The 13,856-nt window shown below is 60.0% G+C and carries 18 protein-coding genes; 9 read left to right on the top strand and 9 right to left on the bottom strand.

Going from position 1 to position 13,856, the window contains the following annotated elements; translation table 11 throughout:
- Window positions 1-84 precede the first annotated feature (84 nt).
- Window positions 85-306, bottom strand: coding sequence for a DUF1127 domain-containing protein (locus CGA21_RS17960; protein WP_020800398.1), 222 nt, complete (start codon window positions 304-306; stop codon window positions 85-87).
- A 95-nt stretch (window positions 307-401) separates the two neighbouring features.
- On the opposite strand from CGA21_RS17960, the gene CGA21_RS17955 reads away from it, so the two are divergent.
- Window positions 402-1,256: a LysR substrate-binding domain-containing protein gene (locus tag CGA21_RS17955; RefSeq protein WP_110749144.1), complete on the top strand. Its 855-nt coding sequence runs from the start codon at window positions 402-404 to the stop codon at window positions 1,254-1,256.
- On the opposite strand, the gene CGA21_RS17950 is transcribed toward CGA21_RS17955, so the two are convergent.
- A complete protein-coding gene (locus CGA21_RS17950; RefSeq protein WP_110749146.1) occupies window positions 1,246-1,995 on the bottom strand; it encodes a TSUP family transporter in 750 nt (249 codons plus the stop codon). The genes CGA21_RS17955 and CGA21_RS17950 overlap by 11 nt on opposite strands.
- Before the next feature lie 112 nt (window positions 1,996-2,107).
- Here CGA21_RS17950 and CGA21_RS17945 point away from each other — a divergent pair, with 112 nt between their 5' ends.
- The 4 genes from CGA21_RS17945 to CGA21_RS17930 all read left to right on the top strand — a co-directional run bounded on the left by CGA21_RS17945 (window position 2,108) and on the right by CGA21_RS17930 (window position 5,331).
- Complete coding sequence (locus tag CGA21_RS17945) at window positions 2,108-3,064, top strand: LysR family transcriptional regulator (protein WP_188264720.1); 957 nt, start codon at window positions 2,108-2,110, stop codon at window positions 3,062-3,064.
- Between the two features lie 69 nt (window positions 3,065-3,133).
- Window positions 3,134-3,595 carry a MarR family winged helix-turn-helix transcriptional regulator gene (locus CGA21_RS17940; RefSeq protein WP_020800394.1) on the top strand — a complete coding sequence of 154 codons (462 nt, stop codon included), beginning with the start codon at window positions 3,134-3,136 and terminating at the stop codon, window positions 3,593-3,595.
- Window positions 3,596-3,864: 269 nt separating this feature from the next.
- Window positions 3,865-4,284: an organic hydroperoxide resistance protein gene (locus CGA21_RS17935; protein ID WP_110749149.1), complete on the top strand. Its 420-nt coding sequence runs from the start codon at window positions 3,865-3,867 to the stop codon at window positions 4,282-4,284.
- A 36-nt stretch (window positions 4,285-4,320) separates the two neighbouring features.
- A complete protein-coding gene (locus CGA21_RS17930) occupies window positions 4,321-5,331 on the top strand; it encodes an alpha/beta hydrolase (protein WP_188264719.1) in 1,011 nt (336 codons plus the stop codon).
- 69 nt (window positions 5,332-5,400) lie between these two features.
- Here the strand turns inward: CGA21_RS17930 and efp are convergent, their stop codons facing one another.
- Together efp and earP are read right to left on the bottom strand one after the other, a co-directional pair.
- On the bottom strand, window positions 5,401-5,970 hold the full coding sequence (efp, locus tag CGA21_RS17925; protein ID WP_008057003.1) for an elongation factor P: 570 nt from the start codon (window positions 5,968-5,970) through the stop codon (window positions 5,401-5,403).
- Window positions 5,971-6,018: 48 nt separating this feature from the next.
- A complete protein-coding gene (gene earP / locus CGA21_RS17920) occupies window positions 6,019-7,161 on the bottom strand; it encodes an elongation factor P maturation arginine rhamnosyltransferase EarP (protein ID WP_188264718.1) in 1,143 nt (380 codons plus the stop codon).
- A gap of 124 nt (window positions 7,162-7,285) precedes the next feature.
- Here earP and CGA21_RS17915 point away from each other — a divergent pair, with 124 nt between their 5' ends.
- Complete coding sequence (locus CGA21_RS17915; RefSeq protein ID WP_110749155.1) at window positions 7,286-7,696, top strand: hypothetical protein; 411 nt, start codon at window positions 7,286-7,288, stop codon at window positions 7,694-7,696.
- 2 nt (window positions 7,697-7,698) lie between these two features.
- Window positions 7,699-8,181, top strand: a complete 483-nt coding sequence (locus CGA21_RS17910; RefSeq protein WP_110749157.1) for a GreA/GreB family elongation factor — start codon at window positions 7,699-7,701, stop codon at window positions 8,179-8,181.
- Between the two features lie 34 nt (window positions 8,182-8,215).
- Here the strand turns inward: CGA21_RS17910 and cysB are convergent, their stop codons facing one another.
- The 5 genes from cysB to CGA21_RS17885 form a co-directional block, all read right to left on the bottom strand.
- Entirely contained in the window at window positions 8,216-9,190 is a 975-nt protein-coding gene (cysB, locus tag CGA21_RS17905) for an HTH-type transcriptional regulator CysB (RefSeq protein WP_008057010.1), read from the bottom strand.
- A gap of 112 nt (window positions 9,191-9,302) precedes the next feature.
- Complete coding sequence (locus tag CGA21_RS17900; protein ID WP_188264717.1) at window positions 9,303-9,806, bottom strand: universal stress protein; 504 nt, start codon at window positions 9,804-9,806, stop codon at window positions 9,303-9,305.
- A 94-nt stretch (window positions 9,807-9,900) separates the two neighbouring features.
- Complete coding sequence (locus tag CGA21_RS17895) at window positions 9,901-10,806, bottom strand: 5'-nucleotidase (protein ID WP_110749161.1); 906 nt, start codon at window positions 10,804-10,806, stop codon at window positions 9,901-9,903.
- Between the two features lie 25 nt (window positions 10,807-10,831).
- Window positions 10,832-11,788 carry a putative 2-dehydropantoate 2-reductase gene (locus CGA21_RS17890; RefSeq protein ID WP_188264716.1) on the bottom strand — a complete coding sequence of 319 codons (957 nt, stop codon included), beginning with the start codon at window positions 11,786-11,788 and terminating at the stop codon, window positions 10,832-10,834.
- Window positions 11,785-12,171, bottom strand: a complete 387-nt coding sequence (locus CGA21_RS17885) for a thioredoxin family protein (RefSeq protein WP_083349446.1) — start codon at window positions 12,169-12,171, stop codon at window positions 11,785-11,787. The genes CGA21_RS17890 and CGA21_RS17885 overlap by 4 nt, the downstream gene beginning before the upstream one ends.
- Between CGA21_RS17885 and CGA21_RS17880 the strand changes: the two genes are divergently transcribed.
- Together CGA21_RS17880 and CGA21_RS17875 are read left to right on the top strand one after the other, a co-directional pair.
- Window positions 12,170-12,613 (top strand): PilZ domain-containing protein, encoded by a 444-nt coding sequence (locus CGA21_RS17880; RefSeq protein ID WP_020800384.1) that lies wholly within the window; start codon window positions 12,170-12,172, stop codon window positions 12,611-12,613. The two genes, CGA21_RS17885 and CGA21_RS17880, sit on opposite strands and share 2 nt — an antisense overlap.
- Before the next feature lie 127 nt (window positions 12,614-12,740).
- Window positions 12,741-13,817 (top strand): 3-deoxy-7-phosphoheptulonate synthase, encoded by a 1,077-nt coding sequence (locus CGA21_RS17875; protein ID WP_020800383.1) that lies wholly within the window; start codon window positions 12,741-12,743, stop codon window positions 13,815-13,817.
- The last annotated feature ends 39 nt before the right edge of the window (window positions 13,818-13,856 follow it).

The raw sequence follows: 13,856 nt of genomic DNA, 5'->3' as shown, positions 1-13,856 counted from the left end.
TTTCGGACTCGCGCCTACCCCACCAGCCCGGGGTTTGGCCGGGATAATGGGGTAGTGACAGGACATTTCCATGGGTCGTCGAGCCTATTTTCCGTTGCTCATCGGGTCTTGCCAGAAGTGCAGTTCAGCTTCGTGGGCGACGTCGGCACGACTCAAGCCGATGTCCTTCAACGCCTCATCACTCATGCTCGCCAGCATTTCGCGCTCACGGTGCAGTTCGTACCAGCGACTGAACTTGTGCAACAGGTCGGATATCAGGTGAACCGAATGTTTTTCAGTGCCGTGAATTTCATGATGACCTTTCATCTTGTTGCCCTCCGTTTGGATGGCTCAAGTCTCTGCCCAGGTCTAAGATCAATCCAACGAATGTTTCTGATGGTAACCATCTCGGAGATTGATGAATGTCTGCCTACCCGAGTATCGATACCGAAGTGCTGCGTACCTTTGTCGCCATCGCCGACCAGGGGGGCTTCACCCGTGCCGGTGAATTGGTCAACCGTACCCAGTCAGCCGTCAGCATGCAGATGAAGCGGCTGGAAGAAGATGTGCTGCAGCGCCAATTGTTCCAGCGCGACGGACGCCAGGTGCGGCTCACGGCCGAAGGCCAGGTACTGTTGGGTTATGCGCGGCGAATCCTCAAGCTGCACAGCGAGGTATTCAACACGCTGCGCGAGCCACACATGGTCGGTACGGTTCGCATTGGCACCCCGGACGACTACGTGATGCGTTTTCTGCCGGGGATCCTGCGTCAGTTTGCCCAATCCTATCCGCTGGTCCAGATCGAAGTGCATTGTGAATCATCAAAACAACTGCTGATGCGCCAGGACCTCGACCTGTCCATCGTCACCCGTGAGCCGGGCAGCGAAATCGGCCAGTTGTTGCGCAAGGAGCGTTTGGTCTGGGCCGAGGCGCAATGCTACAGCGCCCACGAGCAGACGCCGTTGCGCCTGGCGATGTTCAATACCGATTGCTTCTGCCGGATGTGGGCCTGTAACGCCCTTGATGCCCAAGGGCGCGACTATCGTGTGGCGTATAACAGCGACAGTCTGTCGGCGATCATGGCGGTGGTCAGCGCTGGCCTGGCTGTCACCGCGCAACTCGAAAGCCTGATCACTGCGGACATGCGCATCCTGGGTGAAGCCGAGGACCTGCCAGTGCTTCCCGAGGCCAGCATCATGCTGTTGCGCAACCTGCATAATCCGTCACCAATCACCGAGTGCCTGGCGGAGCATATCGTCGAAGGCTTCAAGCTTTAAATACAAGCATGACCGCACAGCACAGCAGGAAGCCGCAAAACAAGGCGCGCAACAGGCGCTCCGGCAGGCTGTGGGCGATCTTCACGCCCCAGCTGATACTCATCAGCCCGCCGATCGCCAGTGGCACTCCGATTATCCAGTTCACCTGGTGATGCACGCCATAGGTCACCAGCGTCACACCGGTGCTCGGCAGTGCCAGTGCCAGGGATAGGCCCTGGGCAACCACCTGTGTAGTGCCGAACACGCTGGTCAACACCGGTGTGGCCACCACCGCCCCGCCCACGCCAAACAGCCCGCCCATGGTGCCGGATGCGGCACCGAGCACGCCCAGCCATGGCCATGAATGGTTCATCTGCGTTGAAGGCGCTGCACTGGCGAAGAACATCCGCACCAGGTTGTAGGCGCACAGCGCGATCAGGAACGCGACAAAACCGATGCGCATGCTTTGTGCATCGATACCCACCGCCCAGATCGATCCGAGCCAGGCGAAGCAAAAGCCCATCGAGGCCAGCGGCAGCGCGTAGCGCAACTCGATCTTGTTGCGCTGGTGGTAGCGCCACAGCGCCAGCATCACGTTCGGCACCACCATCACCAATGCGGTACCTTGGGCAATCTGCTGATCGAGACCGAACAACACGCCCAGCATAGGAATGGCGATCAATCCCCCACCGATGCCAAAGAGGCCGCCGAGGGTTCCCAAGGCGGCGCCGAAAACCAGGTACAACACAAACTCAATCACTGTGTGTCTCTCCCAAACGTCAGGCGATTCATCCTACGCAACTGGTTCTGGCGGCGAAACGCACAGCAACGCACAATGGCTATGCCAAACTCGCACAAGCATCGAGCCACTCATGAACCCCAACCAACTGACCGATCAACTGGGCCTGTTTCTCGACGTTCTGGAAACCGGCAGTTTTTCCGCCGCATCACGCCGTCATCCCCTGACGCCTTCGGCCGTGGCGCGGCGCATTGACAGCCTGGAAGGCGCCGTCGGCAGCCAATTGTTCATTCGCAGCACCCATGCGGTGCGCGCGACACCCGCGGGCATGGCGTTCGCTGAGCGCGCACGCAGGATCGTCGCCGAATTGCGCCTGGCCCGGGCCGAAGCGGTGTCCCTGAGCAGTGCTCCGGAAGGTCTGATTCGTATCGATGCACCGGCCGCGTTCGGGCGGCGTCACCTGGCACCGGTGATTGCGGATTTCCTGCTGCTCTATCCCGGCCTCGACGTGCAATTGCAGTTGATCGACAGCTTTGTCGACATGCAGGGCTTGAACCTGGGCAAAGTCGACCTGGTGTTGCGCGCCGGGCAATTGGCCGATACGCGGTTGGTGGCCACGCCGCTGGCGAGCATGGTGCGCATCGCCTGCGCCAGCCCCGCCTACTTGCAACGCCGCGGCGTGCCGAATGATCCGGCGCAACTGGTTGAGCATGATGGCCTGGACTGGGCCGGCCTGGCCCCTCCCTTCGCCTGGCGCTTTGAACGGGACGGCCAGATGCAATTGCATCGGCCGTCGCGCGTGCGCATGAGCGCCAACAATGCCGAAGCGTTGATCTACAGCGCACTGGCCGGCCTGGGCATTGCCCATTTGCCGACCTGGCTCGTCAGCGAATACCTGTTGCGCGGCGAATTGCTGCCGTTGTTCTGCGAGAACGGCCTGCCAAAGCCGGAAAGTTCCGGGATCTACGCCTTGCGACTGCAGCAACAACCCAACTCACGCAGTCGCCTTCTCCTGGAATACCTGAAAACCCGTTTCAGCCCCATTCCGCCCTGGGACCTGGAGCTGCAAACCCATCTGGGCCGGCACTAGCCCAGAATTGTCTGGCGCGTTAAAGATTTGCCCGCTAGATTCATGAAGATGACTGATCAAGGCTCCCCAATGACCACCAAGCGCGACACACCGGACAATTGCGACGACCTGCTGCTCGACAACCAGGCCTGTTTCGCCCTGCATTCCACCTCGCTGATGATGACCAAGGTCTACAAGCCCTTGCTGCAGGCGCTGGGCCTGACCTATCCGCAATACCTGGCGATGATGGTGCTGTGGGAGAAGGACGGTTTGACCGTAGGTGAAATCAGTGCGCGCCTGTTGACCGATCCCGGCTCGCTCACGCCACTGCTCAAGCGTCTGGAGGCCGAAGGCCTGCTCAGCCGCACCCGCAGCCGTGAGGACGAGCGCGTGGTGATCGTCGAACTCACCGAACAGGGCCGCGCCTTGCGCGACAAGGCCCGTGACATTCCGCAATGCATCCTCGGCGCCAGCGGCATGACGCTGGAGCGACTGCAGAAACTCCAGGCAGAACTGCAGGAACTGCGTCGGCATCTGCAAGACAGCCTCTAATTTTCAAACCTCCCGAAAATCCTCCCCTGTGGGAGCGAGCCTGCTCGCGATGAGGGCATGTCAGGCGATATTGATGTTGCCTGACACGCCCTCTTCGCGAGCAGGCTCGCTCCCACAGTCGTTCTGCGTTTGCGGTGAAAATTCAACTGATCCGAATTTTTTCATAAATATATCTTGCGCACTAAACATTAGCGCGATACATTTATCTCGCACTTACTTAGCGCGCAAACATTTAGCGCAAACAACCAAACCCGAACGAGGCTTTCACCATGCAAACTCTCTACACCGCCATCGCAACATCCACCGGTGGCCGCGACGGTCGTGCGATCTCCAGCGACAACATTCTCGACGTCAAGCTCGCCACCCCAAAAGAACTTGGTGGTGCTGGTGGGGCGGCGACCAACCCTGAGCAACTGTTCGCCGCCGGTTACTCCGCCTGCTTCATTGGCGCGCTGAAATTCGTCGCCAGCCAGACCAAACGCAAAATCCCGGATGACGCGTCGATCACGGCCCACGTCGGCATCGGCCAGATCCCTGGCGGTTTCGGCCTGGATATCGACTTGCACATCAGCTTGCCGGGTCTTGAACAAGCCGACGCACAAACATTGGTCGAGGCTGCCCACCAGGTCTGCCCGTACTCCAACGCCACCCGCGGCAACGTCGAAGTGCGTCTGCACGTAACGGTCTAACGTCGCTTTCCACTCAGGCCCGAACAGGAAATGAACATGAACACTTTCAGCAAAGTCTTGACCGGCACCCTTCTCGCCCTGTCTGTCCACAGTGCATTCGCCGGCGACGTTGAACACAACACCCAGGCGTTTCTCGATGTGCTGAATGCCGGCACTGGCAAACCGATGGAACAGCTGACGCCCAAAGATGCTCGCGCCGTGCTGGTGGGCGCGCAATCCGGGGTGAAGCTGACGTTGCCAAAAGCCGATGTCAGCCAGAAGACCATCCAGGTCGATGGCCAACCGCTGGACCTGACCATCGTCCGGCCGGCCGGGGTCAAGGGCGAGCTGCCGGTGTTCATGTTCTTCCACGGCGGCGGCTGGGTACTGGGGGACTTCCCCACCCACGAGCGACTGGTTCGGGATCTGGTGGCGGGCTCGGGGGCCGCAGCGGTTTTCGTCAACTACACGCCGTCACCGGAAGCGCACTACCCGGTGGCGATCAACCAGGCTTACGCCGCGACCCGATGGGTGGCCGAGCACGGCAAGGAGATCAACGTCGACGGCAAACGCCTGGCGGTGGCCGGCAACAGTGTTGGCGGCAACATGGCGGCAGTGGTCGCGCTGATGGCAAAAGACAAAGGTACACCGGCAATCAAATTCCAGGTCCTGTTGTGGCCGGTGACCGATGCCAACTTCGACACTGGTTCCTATAACCAGTATGCCGAAGGGCATTTCCTGACTCGCAACATGATGAAGTGGTTCTGGGACAACTACACCACCGACGCCAGGCAGCGTAACGAGATCTACGCTTCGCCGCTGCGGGCGACCCCGGCGCAACTCAAGGGCCTGCCACCTGCGTTGGTGCAAACCGCCGGAGCCGACGTACTGCGCGATGAAGGCGAGGCCTACGCCCGCAAACTCGACGAGGCCGGCGTGGCGGTAACCTCGGTACGCTACAACGGCATGATCCACGACTATGGTTTGCTCAACGTGGTCAGCCAGGTGCCGGCGGTGCGTTCGGCGATGCTTCAAGCGTCTGAAGAGCTCAAGCAACACCTGAAATAACACCACCCTCCTACAAGGCACAAAAAAGCCCGACTCGATGGTCGGGCTTTTTCATTCCTGAAGCAGTGCTTATTTAGCACGGCCTTTGTAGGAACCGCCTTCGCGGGTATCGATCTCGATCATGTCGCCGATTTCGATGAAGTCAGCAACCGACAGCTCGGTACCGTTCTTCAGTTTGGCAGGCTTCATCACCTTGCCGGAAGTGTCGCCGCGAGCGGAACCTTCGGTGTAGTCAACCTGACGCACGATGGTGGTCGGCAGCTCTACGGAAACCAGGCGGCCTTCGAAGAACACGGCTTCGCAAACGTCGGTCATGCCTTCTTCGATGAACGGCAGAACGCTTTCGATGTCTTCGGCATTCAGTTCGTACATGGTGTAGTCGGTGGTGTCCATGAACGTGTAGCTGTCACCGCTGATGAAGGACAGGGTCGCTTCTTTGCGGTCCAGGATCACGTCGTCCAGCTTGTCGTCGGCGCTGTAGACGGTTTCGGTCTTGTAGCCGGTCAGCAGGTTTTTCAGCTTGGTCTTCATGATCGCGCTGTTACGGCCCGACTTGGTGAATTCAGCTTTCTGAACCAGCCAAGGATCGTTGTCGATACGGATCACGGTACCGGGTTTGAGTTCTTTACCAGTTTTCATTGCGAATATCCGAATTTGGATGGGATTTACAAAAATCTAGGCCGCGTATCATATCCAATTTACATAAAACTGTACCAGCGCTGCGGCAAGATCGGTGTGCAAGGCCTGTTCCAGACACCACGTCTCGGCGTGTTTTTGCAGCTGTGGCCAGTGTTTGCGCGTTGAATGCCAGTGGTCGGTCATTGTCTCACCGGCATTCCAGGCCCGCCAGAGACCGCTGATCGCCTCGCCAGCCGCAGGCGTCAGGTCCTTGGTATAGAGCGCGAGGAAGGCTTCGAGCTTGTCCAGATGAACATCTTCCTCCTGCTGATAGATGTGCCACAACATCGGCCGTCCCGCCCATTGCGCGCGGACAAAGGAATCTTCGCCGCGTACGGCGTTGAAATCACAGCACCAGAGCAACGGGTCATACTGGTCCTGTCGGACGAACGGCAGCACCTGCACGGTCAAGGCATCGCGCACATGCAGTGCCCCCGCCTGCAGGTCCCTCACGCCCAGCCAACGCTCGACGTCACCCAGGATACGCCCTTGCGGCACCAGCAGATGAGTGGGCATCGAGTCGCTCGCCAAGGTGTCCAGCCAGCTGGCCAACCCGGCATTTTCATAGGCAAACAGCGAAATCAGTAGCGCACCGGGCACCCGATCGACTCCCAGGCCTTGCAGGAAGGTTTGCTGAGCCTCGGGACTCTGCTGGAATTGCCGGCGCCGTTCGAGTAATCCGCTTTCACGCAGCAGGCCGCCCGTACCTTTGTGGAACCCGGGGAAGAAAAAGTGCTTCTGGACGTGTTTATATTTTACCGACGGCAAGCCGTGGCAGCCGATCACCCAATCCTCGGCGCTCAGGTAATCGAGGTTCATCCACAGCGGCGTTTTGTCCCGCTGCGCCATGGCGTCCATGTAGGCGCCTGGCAACTGGCAGGCGAACGCGGCGATCACCACATCGGCCGCTTCGACCGGTTGCCAGTCGGCCGACCATTGACATACCTCGACACCCTGGTGCCATTGCCGGCCAGCGTGAATGTCGATCTGCGGACACAGGCGCTCGAAGGCGCGCAGATCGTCGACCCACAAACGCACCTCCACCCCGTGCTCGGCTACCAGTTGCCGGGACAGCCGCCAGGTCACGCCGATGTCGCCAAAATTGTCGACCACGGTGCAAAAAATATCCCAGCGGGTTTTCATATCAGGCATTCCAGGCTCCCGTTGGCAAAGGTGCCAATTGTCCGCATAAATCAGCCCGCGCAGAAGAGCCGACGCCGATTAATCTTCGTGCGACAATCGGCACTCGCCCGCGACCCCTCGCCAGGAGGCAACCATGCCCTACCGCCCTACTCCGCGCCGACCCATTGCGATTCACCTCAGCGCCCTGCAACTGACCGGCAGCATCGCCCTGGGCCTGTGGCTGGGTTTCATCGCCATCGCATTGACCGGCTGGCTGGTGTCCCGGCTTTTTTTCAGCGAGCAACTGGCGCCGGTCGCTGCCGCGGTGGAACAACTGGCCAAGCCGGCGGTGGTGGCACCTCCGGTGCCGGACATCCCCGCACAGAGTCCGTTGTTCGAGCAGTATGAAGAAAACCTGCGCAAGAACGAGCAGGCGCAACGACTCGACCAGGCGCGCGGCAGCAACCGCAACCTGTCGAACCCCCGCTGCCAGTTCTGGTTGCAACAGGACCAGACGGCACCGAGTGAAAAAAGCCGCGCCAACGTCCTGCAATTCTGCGATTGATCATGAATAAGCACACTGTCCACCAACTGATTCTCGACAAACTGCGGGTCGATCTCGACATTGCCGAGCGCGCGGCGCAAACCGCTTACGAAACCGCGACCCACGAAGAAAACATCGCTGAAAACAAGTACGACACCCTGGGGCTGGAGGCGTCTTACCTGGCTGCAGGCCAAGCCAGGCGGGTCGAGGAGATTCGCCAGTCACTGGCGCTTTGCCAGAACCTGCCATTGCGTGCGTACGACGAGCAACGGGGTATCGAGATAGGTGCGCTGCTCGGCCTGGAGGACGAAAAGGGCCGCGAGCAATGGTTGTTCCTGGCGCCGGATGCGGCGGGCCTGAAGGTTGACCTGGTGGGGCAACTGATTACCGTCATCACCCCGCGCTCACCGCTGGGCAAAAGCCTGCTGGGCAAGTTCGCAGGCGACGAGGTGGAGATTCTGGTGGCGGGCGCTCGGCAACAGTTTGCTGTCACCGAGGTGATTTGACCGGCTGCCCTGCCAACGCGGCCGGGCCGCTCTATCAGTGAACCGGCAGTTCGACGCCGTCGAACAGCTCTTCCAGCTCCTGTTTGTTGTGGCACTGGATGGCCTTGGCCATGACTTCGCGGGTCAGGTGCGGGGCGAACTTCTCGATGAAGTCACACATGAAACCGCGCAGGAAGGTGCCGCGACGGAAACCGATCTTGGTCACGCTGGATTCGAACAACTCGCTGGCATCGAGCACCACCAGGTCGTTGTCGAGCTTGGTATCGACCGCCATTTTCGCCACGATACCCACACCCAGGCCCAGGCGCACGTAGGTCTTGATCACGTCGGCGTCCGCGGCGGTGAATACTACCTTGGGCGTCAGGCCACGGTGGCTGAAGGCTTCGTCGAGCTTGGAACGGCCGGTGAAACCGAACACATAGGTCACGATCGGGTATTCGGCCAGGGCTTCGAGCGTCAACTTCGAGAGTTTGGTCAGCGGATGCCCCTGGGGCACGACCACACAGCGATTCCAGCGATAGCAAGGCATCATCACCAGGTCGCCAAACAGTTCGAGGGCTTCGGTGGCAATGGCGAAATCCACGGTGCCATCAGCGGCCATCTCGGCGATCTGCATCGGCGAACCCTGGTGCATGTGCAGGGCAACGTCCGGATACTGCTTGATGAAATTGCTGATCACCGGCGGCAACGCGTAGCGCGCCTGGGTGTGGGTGGTAGCAATCGACAGGGTGCCTTTTTTCTCGTTGGAGAATTCCTGGGCGATCTGCTTGATGCTTTCGACCTTGCGCAGGATCTCGCCAGCGGTCGTGATAATGCGCTCACCGGCCGGGGTAACGCGCGTCAGGTGCTTGCCGCTGCGGGCGAAGACTTCGACGCCTAGTTCGTCTTCCAGCAAACGGATCTGCTTGCTGATGCCCGGCTGAGAGGTGTAGAGACTTTGGGCGGTAGCGGAAACGTTGAGGTCGTGGTGCGCCACTTCCCAGATGTAGCGCAATTGTTGGAGCTTCATATGAATCCCTCAAAGCAGGTAGACGCCACGGGCATCAGCGACGGTATATAACTATATTAATGGTTTGAAGAATAAATCTAGAACTTTTTGTCAAAATGCCATTATTCGTGTTCTAGCGATCCCCTTGGCGACGACGCTGCACCAGCGGCACCAGGTAGACCGGTACCTTGGCCAGTTGCAACACACGCGCTGCGGTCCGGCCCAAAGGCGTTTCAGCACCCGCACCATGGCTGTGGCTCCCTACGATGAGCAAATCCACCGAGAGTTTCTGCGCCTGGTCGAGAATCACCTGCGATGGATCCCCCTGCAGCACCCGTACCGCCTTGATCCGCTCAAGGTCCTGCTCCCCCTCGTCACCCAACTCTTCGCGAAAATTGTCGAGCACCCGTTGCTCGATGCTGGCAATCACCGCGTTAAGACCCTGGCTGTGAAATTCGTTCAATGCCTGCTCATCGAGATAACTCTGCAGCACCGATTCGGCAAACAGCCCCATGGGCTCGACGGCGTGCACCACATACAGGTCGGCATTGAATGTTCGGGCCAATTCCAGGGCATGCTGCATCACCACAGGTGCGTACAGCCCGAGGTCAGTGGCATACAGCATCGAACGAATCATATGACCTCCTCGCGTGCCAACATGGCGGAGATTGATTCAGCTTAGCAGTGCCTTGGCGAGAGCGACATCTGGCGTAACACGTTGAACGGCGGGCTTAAACCTTTTGCTCGTTGCTTATGCCATGCGGCACATGGCCGGTAGCAACCACTTCGCGGGCCAACTCGCAGTGACCCGCCTGATCGTCGAAAAACACATCGGCGGCAAAGGCTTCGAGAAAGGCCGACTTGGTCAGGCCACCGAGAAACAGCGATTCATCCAGGCGAATATCCCACTCCCGCAACGTACGGATCACCCGCTCATGGGCCGGCGCCGAGCGTGCCGTGACCAGTGCCGTGCGAATCGGACAAGCATCATCCGGGAATTCGCGCTGCAACAGATTGAGGGCAGCGAGGAAGCCCTTGAACGGCCCGCCGCGCAAAGGCTCGCGGGCCGCTTCGCGCTCGCTGGCCTGAAACGCTTCCAGGCCACCGGCTTGGTAGACCCGCTCGGACTCGTCGGAAAACAGCACGGCATCACCGTCGAAGGCAATGCGCAGTTCATCGCTGGCCGCACGGCTGGCGCCGCCGGACAGAATGGTCGCCGCGGCGAATCCGGCGTCCAGTGCACTGCGTACGTCATCGGCGTGGGTTGAAAGAAACAGATCGCAGCCAAAGGCCTTGAGGTACGGATACGGACTGCGTCCTCCGACAAACGCCGCACGGGAAATCGCCAGTCCATAGTGATGGATCGAGTTGAACACGCGCAGGCCGGTGTCGGCGCTGTTGCGCGACACCAGGATCACCTCGACCCGGGCCCGGCCGAGGTGGGCATTGAGGTTGAGGAGTTTTTGCACCAGCGGGAAGGCGTCACCGGGCTCGAGGATTTCTTCTTCGTGTTCAATCTGATATTGCCGGTAGGCCTCGACGCCACTCGACAGGTAGACCTTGTGGCTTTCACTCAGGTCGAACAACGCTCGCGAAGAAATCGCCAGCACCAACTTGTCGTCTATGGACTTTGGCATCCCCTTCCCCCTCCGGTTGATCGACTCAGGTATTACGTCGATCGATGAAACTCAAACTGCGATACATCGCCTCGATCCGTGGCAATTCACAGCCGACGGCCTTCGCCGCGGCCAGTGGCCGGGCGTAGATGGCCTCCAGTTCCAACGGACGCTTGTGCAAAAAATCGTGGTACATGCTCGGCCAGTAGTCCGGCATTCTCTGCGTCACCTGCAAAAGCTGCTCGGCATAACCGGCGGGCACTTCGTGACCGCAGGCGGTTGCGCCCTGGATCACTTCGGCCATTAGCGAGCTGATCAGCTCACGGCTGTCGGCGTCGGCCATCAGCGGCGTGGTACTCGCCCCGAGCAGCACGGACAGGCCGTTGTAAGGAATATTCCAGACCAGTTTCTGCCAGCGCGCCTGGTGCAGGTTAGCCATGGCCTGGGCGTCGATGCCAGCCGCGCGAAACAACCCGGCCCCCTCCTCGACAATCGCGGCACGCGATGGATCATCGGACGCCGGCCCGCTGTGATAGCCGACATGTACCGCCCCCAGCGCCTGATGAGTAATGACACCGGGGCCCTGGCGATGGACGCAGATATAACAGAGCCCGCCCAGCACATGCAGCGCATCGGGCAGCAGTTCACGCAGGCTGTCTTCGACATCCAGGCCATTTTGCAATAGCAGCACCCTGGCATTCGGTGCGGCGGCCTGCACGATGGCGGGCGCGAGATCGTGGTTACTGGTGGTTTTTGCGCCAACCAGCAACCAGTCGCAAGGTGGCATGTCTTCGGCCGCCGAGTAAGCCTGCACCGGATTCAGCGTCAGCGCTCCATGTACAGCGCTGTGCAGTTGCAGCCCGCGCTCGGCCACCGCACGAAACTCGCTGCGCAACAGAAAATGCACATCGTAGCCGGCCTGAGCCAGCATCATCCCGTAGAACCCGCCGATGGCCCCGGTCCCGATAATTCCGATTGTCGGTTTCGCAACTGCACCCGTCATGGCAACTCCTCTGCTGTTCGACCCAATGCCCGCCCCAGAGCGGCGTTGAGCTCGGCGCCGGTCAGGCGCGATTTTAGTGCCCCGAAGAATTCGCCGTCGCGTACGACAAACAGCGCCGGCAAGTGAAAGACCTGATATCGCTCGACCACCCCTCCATTGTTGCCGGCATCGATCCAGCACAGGCGATCGACGTCCAGGTCGAGCGCAGGCAGCTGCTCACGGGCAAAACGACAGGAGGCGCAGCCGACACTGGTGAAAATCACCAGCGATACGCCGCTCATTGCCAACAGCCGTTGGTCGGCGTCGAAATCGGTCAGTTCCAATTCGACCACTATACTGGGTGGAACAATGTCAGATGGCCGACACATGGAGTCCGTGCTCATGGGACGTTTTCTTCCTCATCCTGACGATATACCTGTCGAGTTGACGTTGCTCAAACCTGAGTGCATCTCCAGGCAACAGCTGCACACTATCAGCCTCGGGGGCATGGCTTGCAATTATCACCGCGCCTGGCGCCATGGCACCGCGCTGGAGGTGCGCATGCCGACCCTGAACCCGGACCTGCGCTTTCTGGGCTATGTGGCCTGGTGCCTGCGACGCAAGCGAGGCTATCTGGTGGGCATTGCCTTCGTCGACGAACAGACGCTTTTCAGCGCAAGAATGGGTGAGCAGGTGTGCCAGATCGAGCGCTACTGCCGCCAGCATGACGCCCACAACGACTTGCAGGAAATCCAGGCCCTGGCCCTGGAGTGGGTCCAGCAGCATGCCGACGAGTTCTCCCACGACAAGGTCCACCAGGCATTTGCACAGGCCGTACTGGATTAAACCGGGCCAGCCCATTGTCGAGCCACGGTGTAACGCGCTAAGGTTCTGCTCCCCGACGCGCTTAATTTGCTGTGCTCCGCCGCGCGGGTTCGCTGGCGGCCGGCACCCGTGACCTGACGAGTAAACGATGGCTGATTTACCGATCAACGACCTAAACGTCGCTTCCAACGAGACGCTGATCACTCCTGACCAGCTCAAGCGTGATATCCCCCTGAGCGATGCCGCCCTGCGCACCGTCACCAAGGGCCGCGAAGTCATTCGCAACATTCTCGATGGGACCGACCATCGCCTGTTCGTGGTTATCGGGCCTTGCTCGATCCACGATATCAAGGCGGCCCACGAGTACGCCGAGCGCCTGAAGGTCCTCGCGGCGGAAGTGTCCGATACCTTGTATCTGGTCATGCGCGTGTATTTCGAGAAGCCACGCACCACCGTTGGCTGGAAAGGCTTGATCAACGACCCCTACCTGGACGACTCGTTCAAGATCCAGGACGGCCTGCATATCGGTCGCCAGCTGTTGCTGGACCTGGCCGAAATGGGCCTGCCAACCGCTACCGAGGCACTCGACCCGATCTCCCCGCAATACCTGCAGGATTTGATCAGCTGGTCGGCCATCGGTGCGCGTACCACCGAATCCCAGACTCACCGTGAAATGGCTTCCGGCCTGTCCTCGGCCGTCGGCTTCAAGAACGGAACCGATGGCGGCCTGACCGTAGCGATCAACGCCCTGCAATCGGTTTCCAGCCCGCACCGTTTCCTGGGCATCAACCAGGAAGGTGGCGTGTCGATCGTTACCACCAAGGGCAATGCCTACGGTCACGTCGTACTGCGCGGCGGCAACGGTAAGCCGAATTACGATTCGGTCAGCGTAGCCCTGTGCGAACAAGCGCTGAACAAAGCGAAGATCAAGCCCAACATCATGGTCGATTGCAGCCACGCCAACTCCAACAAGGACCCGGCCCTGCAACCGCTGGTGATGGAAAACGTCGCCAACCAGATCCTCGAAGGCAATCAGTCGATCATCGGCCTGATGGTCGAAAGCCACCTGAACTGGGGTTGCCAGGCCATCCCGAAAGACCTCGCCGACCTGCAATACGGCGTGTCGATCACCGATGCCTGCATCGACTGGACTGCTACCGAAAACACCTTGCGCAGCATGCATGCCAAGCTCAAGGAAGTACTGCCAAAACGCCAACGTACCTGATTGGCGCTTGCCGCAGACAAAAAAACGCCGGGCTGAGCC

Origin of the sequence: Pseudomonas sp. PSB11 (assembly GCF_014596605.1) — a bacterium.
GTDB lineage: Bacteria > Pseudomonadota > Gammaproteobacteria > Pseudomonadales > Pseudomonadaceae > Aquipseudomonas > Aquipseudomonas umsongensis.
This window is presented reverse-complemented; position numbering and strand designations above follow the sequence as displayed.

Coding starts and splice junctions, on each gene's coding strand:
- CGA21_RS17960 (WP_020800398.1), bottom strand. CDS start 306: ATGAAAGGTCATCATGAAATTCACGGCACTGAAAAACATTCGGTTCAC.
- CGA21_RS17955 (WP_110749144.1), top strand. CDS start 402: ATGTCTGCCTACCCGAGTATCGATACCGAAGTGCTGCGTACCTTTGTC.
- CGA21_RS17945 (WP_188264720.1), top strand. CDS start 2,108: ATGAACCCCAACCAACTGACCGATCAACTGGGCCTGTTTCTCGACGTT.
- CGA21_RS17940 (WP_020800394.1), top strand. CDS start 3,134: ATGACCACCAAGCGCGACACACCGGACAATTGCGACGACCTGCTGCTC.
- CGA21_RS17935 (WP_110749149.1), top strand. CDS start 3,865: ATGCAAACTCTCTACACCGCCATCGCAACATCCACCGGTGGCCGCGAC.
- CGA21_RS17930 (WP_188264719.1), top strand. CDS start 4,321: ATGAACACTTTCAGCAAAGTCTTGACCGGCACCCTTCTCGCCCTGTCT.
- efp (WP_008057003.1), bottom strand. CDS start 5,970: ATGAAAACTGGTAAAGAACTCAAACCCGGTACCGTGATCCGTATCGAC.
- earP (WP_188264718.1), bottom strand. CDS start 7,161: ATGCCTGATATGAAAACCCGCTGGGATATTTTTTGCACCGTGGTCGAC.
- CGA21_RS17915 (WP_110749155.1), top strand. CDS start 7,286: ATGCCCTACCGCCCTACTCCGCGCCGACCCATTGCGATTCACCTCAGC.
- CGA21_RS17910 (WP_110749157.1), top strand. CDS start 7,699: ATGAATAAGCACACTGTCCACCAACTGATTCTCGACAAACTGCGGGTC.
- cysB (WP_008057010.1), bottom strand. CDS start 9,190: ATGAAGCTCCAACAATTGCGCTACATCTGGGAAGTGGCGCACCACGAC.
- CGA21_RS17900 (WP_188264717.1), bottom strand. CDS start 9,806: ATGATTCGTTCGATGCTGTATGCCACTGACCTCGGGCTGTACGCACCT.
- CGA21_RS17895 (WP_110749161.1), bottom strand. CDS start 10,806: ATGCCAAAGTCCATAGACGACAAGTTGGTGCTGGCGATTTCTTCGCGA.
- CGA21_RS17890 (WP_188264716.1), bottom strand. CDS start 11,788: ATGACGGGTGCAGTTGCGAAACCGACAATCGGAATTATCGGGACCGGG.
- CGA21_RS17880 (WP_020800384.1), top strand. CDS start 12,170: ATGGGACGTTTTCTTCCTCATCCTGACGATATACCTGTCGAGTTGACG.
- CGA21_RS17885 (WP_083349446.1), bottom strand. CDS start 12,171: ATGAGCACGGACTCCATGTGTCGGCCATCTGACATTGTTCCACCCAGT.
- CGA21_RS17875 (WP_020800383.1), top strand. CDS start 12,741: ATGGCTGATTTACCGATCAACGACCTAAACGTCGCTTCCAACGAGACG.